The sequence below is a fragment of the Halochromatium sp. NSM3 genome (assembly GCF_059621085.1).
The window spans coordinates 84,259-93,455 of record NZ_JCAQIA010000011.1; the positions used below are offsets into that span (position 1 = coordinate 84,259).

Consider the following 9,197-nt stretch of genomic DNA (forward strand, 5'->3'; position numbering starts at 1 on the left):
ATCGGGTTGCCATTCATAACTGTCTCCCCTGGAGGTTTGACAATGAAGACGATGACACTCGACCAACGCATCCCCGCACTGACGATGGCTGCCCTGCTTGTGGCCTCTGGTGCCGTGTTTGCTCAGGGTGGAGCCGGTGATCCGGCCGCCGCCCCGCCGGCACCGCCCGCCAATCTGGAAGTCGACGATGCGACGGTTTCGGAATTCGCCGATGCCTTCCTGTCGGTGCAGGAGATCAGCGAGGATCTGACCGAGAAGCTCTCCGAGGCGCCGAGCGCCGAGGCCGCGCAGACCATGCAGCGGGAGGCTCAAGACAAGATGGCGCAAAGCGTTCAGGAGAGCGGCATCTCGGTGGAGCAGTACAATGACATCGCCGTTGGCATGCGGCAGGATCCAGAACTCGCCGAACGCGTTAAAACGGCCGTCAATGAGGCGCGGTAAACGCATTGGGCCAGGGCGCTGTTGCGTGCTGGCAGCCACCAAACTCAGGTCCTATAAGGCCTGAGGCGCGGTTGCTGAGTGGACCGCGAGCGAGCCGCCGGCCATCCTGGTCGGCGGCTTTCTTTGTTTTCAACGATCGATTGTCCTGGAGATTGGTATGCGTACAGGCCCGTTCGCAGCAGCGCTCGTGGTAGGCGTGATGAGCCTGCCGGTGAGTGCCGAGACTGCCTCATCGTCCGAGAGTGCAGCAAAGGCTCAGATGCTGATCGATATGAACCCCTTGCTGGGCGGTTATGCCATTGACGTGCGATCAAGTGACGGAGGATTACGGCTTGAAGGCGCGGTTGCCAATGAGATCGACGCCACGCTCGCCACGCAGCTCGCGCGGCTGGTTGCCGGTGACGGCGCCGAGGTCGAGTCGGCATTGAGTCTGGAGGCACCGATGCCGGAGACGAACAGCGGCCTGATCACCGAGGTGCAAGATCGAACCACTGCCGCCCGGCTACAACAGCGACTGCGCTGGCAGGTCAGGAACATCCCGCTGGACGTGCGGGCGGAGGTCGATCGCGGAGTGGTGCGCTTATATGGTCAGGTCGGCGCCTCGGCGACCAAGGATCGCATCGCCGCGATGGCGGAGAGTACCGAGGGCGTCAACGAGGTGTTCAATTACATCAGCGTCGATCCCGGCCTGATTACCAACGAGCGTGAGCAACAGGGGCGCGCCGAGCAGCTAGAGCGCGAGGATGATTGGATTAGCAGACGCTTGCGGGTGCTGCTGCAGGCCGATACGACGGTGAACGATCGCGCGATCGAGATCAAGGTGCGCGACGGCGAGGTCACGCTGAGCGGCTCGGTGACCTCATCGGCCGAGCGCAGCGTCGCCGAGACCATTGCCGGCGATATGCCGGGGGTGCGCGAGGTCGATTCGCGCCTGATCATCGAGCGGCTGCTGTGATGCCCGCATCGGGCGAATAAAAAAGCCGCTCGTACTTAGGCGAGCGGCGTTTGTGTGCCTCGCGAGGGTCAGCGTTGGCTCTCGCCGTCGGTTAGATCCCCTGCTGGCTCATCACCCGGGGCACCGTACATGGCGCCATCATTCGGGTTACCCATCGTGCCACCCGCGCTTGGGTTCGGGTTGGGTGCGGGCGCTGTCTGGGGCTGTCTGTCCTTCCACTCCGGCTGCGTTGGCTCCTGGGGAACCCGCTCTTCCAGCGTGCCCATATCGGTTCCGTTGCAGCCGACGGCGAGTGCTAAGGCAGCGCTCGCTAGCAGCCCAACGCCGATCTTCGTCAAGGTTGCCAACCGGCTCGCCGTCGAATGCCGTTCATCATTCATGGTGATCATGCTCCGTGGTTTTAAGGGAGCCAAGCGCAAAGCAAGTGACATGCCAAGCGTTGGGCTCGCCGCAAGGCGCCAACAAGCGGCACTTCACAGACCGAGCATTCGCAGCCGCAAGAGCGGCGGGCGTGTTGATTGACTACATGTGTCGATCTGACCCGTGTCAAAGCGACACCTGATGAACAGGCGTGGGCTCGGCGCACATCAGCGGTTTGAGCCGGTTGCCAGAGACGCCAATCCAGCCCTGATCGCCAACCACGGCGATATGGGCGAGACCAGATCCTGGATACCCTCATGCTTGGATCAGTCTTTGCTTGGATGTTTCTCGACCCTCGACATTCCGCCTGACTCGGGTCGAGCAGAGCTTTCCGTCGGGGCTCGCGCTTCTGCGGCTGCTCGATGAACGCTTCTCTCACTGTGGGGTATGGATCTTGGTCTTGACTGATGATCCGCATCTTCTCCAACAGCTCCCTATGGCAATGCACCATGCGTCGCTCAAGCGCGTGCAGGATTCATGAGGCCTTCAGCGCCTAGACGAGGCATCGCTACCAACCTGTTCCAGCCGCTCTGGAGTACCCGCCCGAACGAGGAGGAGCTTGAACGTGGCTGGCGCGCTTACAAGGCTGTCGCTGGCGCAGCAGCGCGCCGACGAGCGAGATGCGCTCCATGATGAAGCCGAGGAGATTCTACGTCGCATCTGGGAACAAGAACCCAAGCACCCCGGCGCAATCCATTACTCCATCCACGCGACCGACGTCGATGGTCGCGCCGAGAACGCGTTGGACATGGTGGAGGTCTACGCTGATATCGCCCCCGAGGTGCCGCACGCCCTGCATATGCCTTCGCACATTTACATGCGTCTGGGCGAGTGGGACGACGCGACCGCTTTGGAGCCACGCACTCCCGATGACCTGCCCTGGGATGCCGCGCGTTGGCCGGAGGCCATCAGCTGGTATGCGCGTGGACTCGGCGGCGTACAGACCGGCGACCTGGATCTGGCCCGTGACGCCGAGCAGCGGCTTGCAGCGCTGCGCGAGCGAGCAAAAGACGACGGGGACGAACACTTGGCGACCTATATCGAGATTGATCGTCAGATCCTCGCGGGCTGGATCGCCCATGCTGCCGGCGAAGACCAAGAGGCCGTCAGGCTGATGCGCTCTGCGGCCGGGCTGGAACGCACCGTCGAGAAACACCCGGTCACTCCCGGTTCCCTGCTGCCTCCTAACGAAACATTGGGCGATTTGCTCATGGATCTGGACCGACCGACCGAGGCGTTGGAGGCTTATCAGGCCTCGGATGAAATCTGGCCTGGACGTTATCGTACCCTGCTCGGCGCGGCACAAGCCGTGCACGCGGCCGGCGACGAGACGAGCGCCCGCGCGTACTACGGCGAACTGCTCGACATCGCGAGTGACTCGGGGCGGGGCGGAGTGAGCGAAGCTCGGCGGTACCTTGACCGCTCTTCGAGGCCCTTCTAGTCTTCATCTTAACGGAGCTTCTGTATTCCCTGGGGCTGTGGATTCCCTATCCGCGACTGGTTCTCGCATGCAATGCGTGCAGTCGATCCAAACCACGATAAAGGAGGAATACCATGAAACACTTGACCACGAGCATGCTGCTTGCCGGCCTTCTGGCGGCTTTCGCCCACATGGCGGTCGCCTCTGATGACGACGGGATGTTCATCATCCGCGACACCACCGATTCGCCTGCGGAACTCGCCGCGCGCATCCGCGATTACGCGGAAGGACATGACGACTGGCTGTTCCTCTCGGAGCACCCGCTGAAGAAGGGAGAGGTGACGATCGTCAAGATCTGCTACCCGCCGATCGGCCCGGATTTCTTCAAGGCCGACATGAAGGCATCAGCGATGCTGCCTTGCGGCAACATCGCGATCTACGAGGAAAGAGACCTTACCCGCATGTCGCTGCTGCATCCGCGATTCATGAATGAACTCTATCCCGACCCCAACTTGAAAAAGGCGGCGCAGAAGGCTCTTCCCGCGTTCGAGGCGATGCTGGACACTGTCTTCGACTGAGTGTTTGTCGGCGGGTATGTCCAACCGCATGCGCTCGAGCTTGGCATGCGGTCTGCCTGCCCATTGCCCAATTCACAGCGGAATGTCCTCGCCAGGCACGGCTATGACTCTACTCTCCGGAGGTACGTCATGTACGAGCGCAGAACCCGAGTCACCCGCACCCTATCCCACCTCGCCTCCGCGACGGCCATCGTCCTGTTGGTGCCCCTGCTGGTGCCCCTGTTGATGCCAGGGCCGGCGCTGGCGGCGGACGATGACAAGGCCTTCACCCGGGATCCCGACTCAACCGACCTGGAATGGGGCCCGTGCCCGGCCTTCATGCCCGACGACTGCGGAATCGCCGTCCTCCAGGGAAACCCGGCGGAGCCCAATGCCGACCTCTTCTTCCGCCTGTCGGGCAACACGACCGCGCCCCACCACTGGCATACCAGCGCCGAACGCATGATCCTTGTCACCGGCAAGATGGAGGTGGATTACGACGATCAGGAGCCCGTCGTATTGCAGCCCGGCACCTACGCCTACGGCCCGCCCCGGCTCGCGCACACGGCCCATTGCATCTCGGACGAGGATTGCATCCTGTTCATCGCATTCGACGAACCCGTGGATGCCCACGCGGCGGATGATTCTTAAAATCGATACCATCCCCGCTCTGCGGTGGTGCTGCCGCCCTCGGATTCGATCCGCGCGCGGATCTCTGTACCAGTCGCTGCTCGAGCGGCCTGCCCACCAGCGCTGTGGGAGACGCTCGAGGCCTGTGGTTGCATCGAAGCCAGGGGCGCGCGCAACGTGTTTCGGGGCAAGTATGCGGCGATCCATGCGATCTACCAGAAGCTCGATAAGGCGGTCTGTGCAACCTGCGAGAAGCGGATCTTCCATGAATGCGCCAGGCGTTGATCGAGTCATATTGGCCGAAAGGGATCAAGATTTTTTCAGACCAGATCGACATCCTTGATGAACTCATCAAGCGTCAACGAGGTGATACCGATGGCTAACAAAGACGATGTGATCGCTGTTCTTGAGGAGGTGGCGCAGTCGCTCAAGGAGTCGGCAGAGGAGACGCGAGCGCAGGCAGGCGGGGATGCGTTAGTGGACGGGCGTTTGATGGGGTATTACGAGGCGCTCTCGACGCTGGTGTCTCAGTGTGAGGTCGCCGGTATCTCGACCGCCGACCTGGTCCTGGGTGAGCGATTTTCATCGAGTCGATCTTGAAGCCTAAGCAGGCGGCTTGACGCGTCCAGTCGCGGCGCCTGCCGACGAAAATCGACGCCTATGCCAAGGCGCATGGCGCAACGCGCTCAGGCTTTCTGGCCGATGCGGCAAGGGCGACGATGCGTTAGTTGTCTTTCTCAACACCGTGTGATCGCCCCAGTTGGCAGCCATAGGGTCAGTAGCGCATCTGGGAAGCGATCGAATTCGTAACGCTCGTACCAGCCGCGACCCTAGCACTACCGAGCCCTCGGCAGCGATATAGGTTCGGCTCAGGTTGGCGGTGGCGTGTTGGCGGGCAAAGCAGTCTAGGTACTGTTTAAGTGTTCGGGAGATGGCTGGGCTGATGGCGCCACTTGAGCAGGTGCAGCATCAGAATCTTCAGGTGACGTTCCAACGCGCGGCGGTCGCTCTTCCCCATGTCTTCGATCTCCTCGGCGACCTGCGTGAGATTGACCTGATCGAGCTGGCCTGAACGCAGGTGTTGCGCGGTTTGCAGGGTCCAAGCATAGAAGTCGCCGTCGTATTCGGCGAGCCTGTTTGTGGAGCTATAAACGGTTGGTCATGGTTGGCGGCTCCGCGAACACAGGTGAGATTTAGTGGGTATCAATTGCCGCTTCGAGAAGCGCGATTTCTTCGTCGGTCAGCTCGAACAGCGCGTAGACGAGGCTGTCGATGCGCGCCTCGGCTTGGGCGATTTCCGCCGTCAGGCGATTGATGTGGAAGCGGTCTCGGTTGATCCAGTCTTCCCAGTCGGAGCGTTCGGCCAGTGGAATCTCGGCCTTGAAGGTCTTCTTGATCTCGGCGCGGAAGGCGGCGAAGTCGGGCAGGGTCCACCACTCCTGGAGCTTGGTGGTCAGTTTGGGTTGTCGCTCTGGCGGGCACAGATCGGGGATGCGGCGCAGGAGCGCTTGTTGGAGGTGCAAACGCTGCTCTGCGGCTTGGCTGGCGCGTTCGGCCTGCTCAGCCAGTGCGGCTTTAATTTCCGATGACCACTCCGGGATCGGCAAAGTCTCGACGTATTGAACCCGCAACTCGTGGTAGCCACCGCGAACCGGTGGACTCATCGAGGACAAGACAAACCAGAGGACGCGACTGTTCAGCAGCGCCAGCAAGGCGGTGTCGTCGGAGGGGATCAGATAGGACTTGTCGTTCGAGAAGGCGCCTTGGGGCTCGAACAAGAAATTGCGTGCCGCGTTGAAGTGCGGATAGCTGATCTTCGGCGCGGCGAAATGCGGCGCATAGGCCTCCTGCGCCTGCTGCAGCTCGTACCAGGCCTGCTTGGTCGCGCGTTTCTCCAGCTTGTCCTTGAACGGCCATAGCCAGTCACGAATCGCCGGATAGGTGTCGATGTCGATCCGGTTCTTCGGGATGTAGATCAGCCAGAGCCCGCGCGGCTCGGCGCGTCAGCGTTTCAGATCCTTGCCTTCCAGAAAAGGTTTCAGCAGCTCGGCGGAGCGGGGGTCTTGCGCGCAGAGTCGCTCCTTGGTCGGGGTGTCGATCACGAAGGCCTTGTTGAGGCCGGTCTTGATCCCATAAAGCGGCGCGCCATAGACCTCCTTCAGCGTCTTCTTCCCGGCGCGGATCTTGTCGCGCAACGCCCGCAGCGCTGTATTCTCCAGCTCCCAGGAGCCGTCACCGAGCGCGGCTTGCGGATAGGGTCCAGCAGCGGCCTCCCAACTGGCGAGGAAGTTGGTGTCTGGCAGGCTGTCGAGCTTCCAGAACCGCAGCGCGTGGTCGGTCGGCGCGGCGCCCTTCTTCAGGGTCAGGATCGCCGGGTAGGTAGTAACGTCCTCAAAGACCTGCAGATCGCCAAAATCGACCACCGCTTCGAGGGTCGCCTCGCGCAGCAGATAGTCGCGCAGCGGCCTGCCGGAGCCGGTCTTGAAGAAGGTGTTGGAGGAGATGAAGCCGAGTCGGCCGCCGGGTTTCAACAGTTGCAGGCCGCGCTCGTAGAAATAGCAATACAGATCGGCGCGGTCGGAGACGACCTGGTAATGCTGCTCGAGATAAGGCTTGAGCTGCTTCAGCAGTTCCATACGCACATAGGGCGGGTTGCCGAGCAGGATGTCGAAGCCGCCTTCGGCGAGGATCTCAGGAAAGGCCTGGCTCCAATCGAGGCCGCGCCCGAGATAGGCGAAGCCATCCTCATCGATCAGACTGTCGCCGACCTTGAGGTTGTCGGAGAGGCTGTCGAGCGTCTTGCCGCGCCGGGCGGTCTTGATCCAGAGCGAGAGCTTGGCGATCTCGACGCTTTCGACGTTGACATCGACGCCGAACAGATTGTTGGTCAGGATCTCGCTGTCCGGGTCGAGCAGATCGTCGACGTATCCCGGCCGGCCTTCCAGCTCGGCGATCTTCTGATTGACGCGCGCCAACTCGGTCTTCATGAACTCGAAGGCCATGATCAGGAACACGCCCGAGCCGCAGGCCGGATCAAGGATGCGCAAGGTCTTGAGTCGGTCGCGATACGCTTGCCAGGCTTCCAGTTCCGCGGTCTTCCGGCGCCAGGCGATGGCGCTGTAGTCGGAGAGGTCCGTGTCTTTTTTTGCATGCACGCGCAGGATCTCGGTGAAGATCTCCGTGAGATGCGCGCCCAGGGTTTCGGCGACGATGAAGCGCGCGATGTAGTCGGGCGTGTAGACCACGCCATCGCGTTTGCGCCGCCCGCTGGTGCCGCTGGTCTTTTTTGGCCCCTGTTCCGGCTCCGGCTCCGGCCCCTGCTCCAGACCAGGGCCGTCTTCGCCGCGCGCCTGCGCCTGCAACTGCTCCACGTCTGTGATGGACTGCTCGAAGATATGGCCGAGCACGGTGACCGAGACTTCGGAGGCGAAGTCATACTCGCCGAGGGTCTTGAAGCCTTCGCAGAGGCTGTCGGCCAATGGAAGGTTGTCGATGGTCTCGTCGGTGGCGAACAGGCCGCCGTTATAGGGCTGGATCTTCAGCCGCTCGCCGCCTTGATCGATGGCCCGGAACAAGCCCTTGAAGTTGTCCCAAATGGGGCGTGGATTGTACGGATCGCTGGTCTCGAACGCCTTGGCCAGGGTGTCGCTCGGTAACAGGCCGGTATCTTCGGCGAAGGCGATGAACAGCACCCGGTCGAGGATTTTCTGGGCGATGGCGATCGCGTGCAGCGGCTCGACGGACGTGCTTGCCGCGCGCACCGCGCCGATCAACTGCAACCGCAGCGCCTTGTAGTCCTGATACAGGCTATTGGTGATGTCCTTGTCTTCGCGGCGACTCTCGTGCAGCAGCTCCAGCGTGCGCCCGGAGAGCAGGTTGTCGGCCGCGAGTAGGAGGATGAAACGGGCGTATTCCTCGGGCTCGGTGAGCCGGTCGAGCCAGAAGCGCTCAAAGGCAGTGGTGCCCTCGCCAAACCCATACAGCCGCAGCTCGACCATGTTCGAGACGATGACCCATTGCACGCCGCGCGCGTGCATGGCGTACTCCCACGCCTGCTGCACCGGGCTCTTGTTGCGGCCGGGCATGATGGCGTCGAGGTCGCGGGTAGCGGCGCCCTTCAGCTCGAAAGGCGCCAGAATCTCGGGCGTCTCGCCGCCAAAGCGCCCGAGCGCGAGATCGACGCTGCCGCGCAGGATGTTCTGTTCGGTCGCCAGGCTGTACTCGGCACCGCTTGCCGGCCCTCGGTAACCGAGCACGCCTTCGACGATCTTGGCCGCGAACTGGCCATGGAGCGCGACCTCCTTGAGGGTCTCGATGCGCCGGTCGCGAATCATCTCAGCCCAGGCTTCGAGCAGGCGGAGGTGCGCCGGTGGAATCGCTTGAGCGGATCGGTTGCGCGCGATCGTTTTGGGGTTGAAGAGGTGCAAGGGTTTCTTCCTAATCGACTTTTTAGCCGGTTCTGAAGTTTGCTGCTGTTGCCTTCTTTGCTCTAGTGGTTATCATCACCACCATGGACAGCAAGCAGATCATCAAGCAACTCGAAGCGGATGGCTGGTATTTGGCGAGGGTCAAAGGGCTTGGTGACTGTCAAGCATCCTGATGGTGATGTTCCCGTCGGCACCTTGAACAGTATCCGTAAGCAGGTGGGCTGGAAACACCTACCAACCACCGTTGTTGAGCGCGTGGACTGAAACTGAACTCGTTTCGGCGCTTGGCATCACCTGATTAGCAAGCTTCTTCAGCCAGACGAAGCCAGCGCGCAGGACGCGGCCCG

General features: G+C 61.9%; 10 protein-coding genes. 6 read left to right on the plus strand and 4 right to left on the minus strand.

Annotated elements, in window-relative coordinates; translation table 11 throughout:
- Positions 1–42: 42 nt before the first annotated feature.
- Both AC54T3_RS06805 and AC54T3_RS06810 read left to right on the plus strand, forming a co-directional pair.
- Positions 43–441, plus strand: coding sequence for a DUF4168 domain-containing protein (locus tag AC54T3_RS06805; protein WP_496623462.1), 399 nt, complete (start codon positions 43–45; stop codon positions 439–441).
- Positions 442–598: 157 nt separating this feature from the next.
- Positions 599–1,396, plus strand: a complete 798-nt coding sequence (locus AC54T3_RS06810; protein ID WP_496623463.1) for a BON domain-containing protein — start codon at positions 599–601, stop codon at positions 1,394–1,396.
- A gap of 68 nt (positions 1,397–1,464) precedes the next feature.
- Here the strand turns inward: AC54T3_RS06810 and AC54T3_RS06815 are convergent, their stop codons facing one another.
- Positions 1,465–1,776, minus strand: a complete 312-nt coding sequence (locus tag AC54T3_RS06815) for a hypothetical protein (RefSeq protein WP_496623465.1) — start codon at positions 1,774–1,776, stop codon at positions 1,465–1,467.
- Positions 1,777–2,381: 605 nt separating this feature from the next.
- Here AC54T3_RS06815 and AC54T3_RS06820 point away from each other — a divergent pair.
- The 4 genes from AC54T3_RS06820 to AC54T3_RS06835 all read left to right on the plus strand — a co-directional run bounded on the left by AC54T3_RS06820 (position 2,382) and on the right by AC54T3_RS06835 (position 5,023).
- A complete protein-coding gene (locus tag AC54T3_RS06820; protein ID WP_496623467.1) occupies positions 2,382–3,257 on the plus strand; it encodes a tetratricopeptide repeat protein in 876 nt (291 codons plus the stop codon).
- 113 nt (positions 3,258–3,370) lie between these two features.
- Positions 3,371–3,814, plus strand: a complete 444-nt coding sequence (locus AC54T3_RS06825; protein ID WP_496623469.1) for a DUF302 domain-containing protein — start codon at positions 3,371–3,373, stop codon at positions 3,812–3,814.
- A 129-nt stretch (positions 3,815–3,943) separates the two neighbouring features.
- Positions 3,944–4,444, plus strand: a complete 501-nt coding sequence (locus AC54T3_RS06830) for a cupin domain-containing protein (protein WP_496623470.1) — start codon at positions 3,944–3,946, stop codon at positions 4,442–4,444.
- A 354-nt stretch (positions 4,445–4,798) separates the two neighbouring features.
- Complete coding sequence (locus AC54T3_RS06835) at positions 4,799–5,023, plus strand: hypothetical protein (RefSeq protein ID WP_496623471.1); 225 nt, start codon at positions 4,799–4,801, stop codon at positions 5,021–5,023.
- Positions 5,024–5,339: 316 nt separating this feature from the next.
- Here AC54T3_RS06835 and AC54T3_RS06840 read toward each other — a convergent pair whose 3' ends face one another.
- The 3 genes from AC54T3_RS06840 to AC54T3_RS06850 all read right to left on the minus strand — a co-directional run bounded on the left by AC54T3_RS06840 (position 5,340) and on the right by AC54T3_RS06850 (position 8,850).
- Complete coding sequence (locus AC54T3_RS06840; protein WP_496623479.1) at positions 5,340–5,519, minus strand: DUF29 family protein; 180 nt, start codon at positions 5,517–5,519, stop codon at positions 5,340–5,342.
- Between the two features lie 97 nt (positions 5,520–5,616).
- Positions 5,617–6,402: a DUF8810 domain-containing protein gene (locus tag AC54T3_RS06845; RefSeq protein WP_496623481.1), complete on the minus strand. Its 786-nt coding sequence runs from the start codon at positions 6,400–6,402 to the stop codon at positions 5,617–5,619.
- A 24-nt stretch (positions 6,403–6,426) separates the two neighbouring features.
- Positions 6,427–8,850 (minus strand): Eco57I restriction-modification methylase domain-containing protein, encoded by a 2,424-nt coding sequence (locus AC54T3_RS06850; protein ID WP_496623473.1) that lies wholly within the window; start codon positions 8,848–8,850, stop codon positions 6,427–6,429.
- Between the last annotated feature and the right edge of the window lie 347 nt (positions 8,851–9,197).

Coding starts and splice junctions, on each gene's coding strand:
- AC54T3_RS06805 (WP_496623462.1), top strand. CDS start 43: ATGAAGACGATGACACTCGACCAACGCATCCCCGCACTGACGATGGCT.
- AC54T3_RS06810 (WP_496623463.1), top strand. CDS start 599: ATGCGTACAGGCCCGTTCGCAGCAGCGCTCGTGGTAGGCGTGATGAGC.
- AC54T3_RS06815 (WP_496623465.1), bottom strand. CDS start 1,776: ATGAATGATGAACGGCATTCGACGGCGAGCCGGTTGGCAACCTTGACG.
- AC54T3_RS06825 (WP_496623469.1), top strand. CDS start 3,371: ATGAAACACTTGACCACGAGCATGCTGCTTGCCGGCCTTCTGGCGGCT.
- AC54T3_RS06830 (WP_496623470.1), top strand. CDS start 3,944: ATGTACGAGCGCAGAACCCGAGTCACCCGCACCCTATCCCACCTCGCC.
- AC54T3_RS06835 (WP_496623471.1), top strand. CDS start 4,799: ATGGCTAACAAAGACGATGTGATCGCTGTTCTTGAGGAGGTGGCGCAG.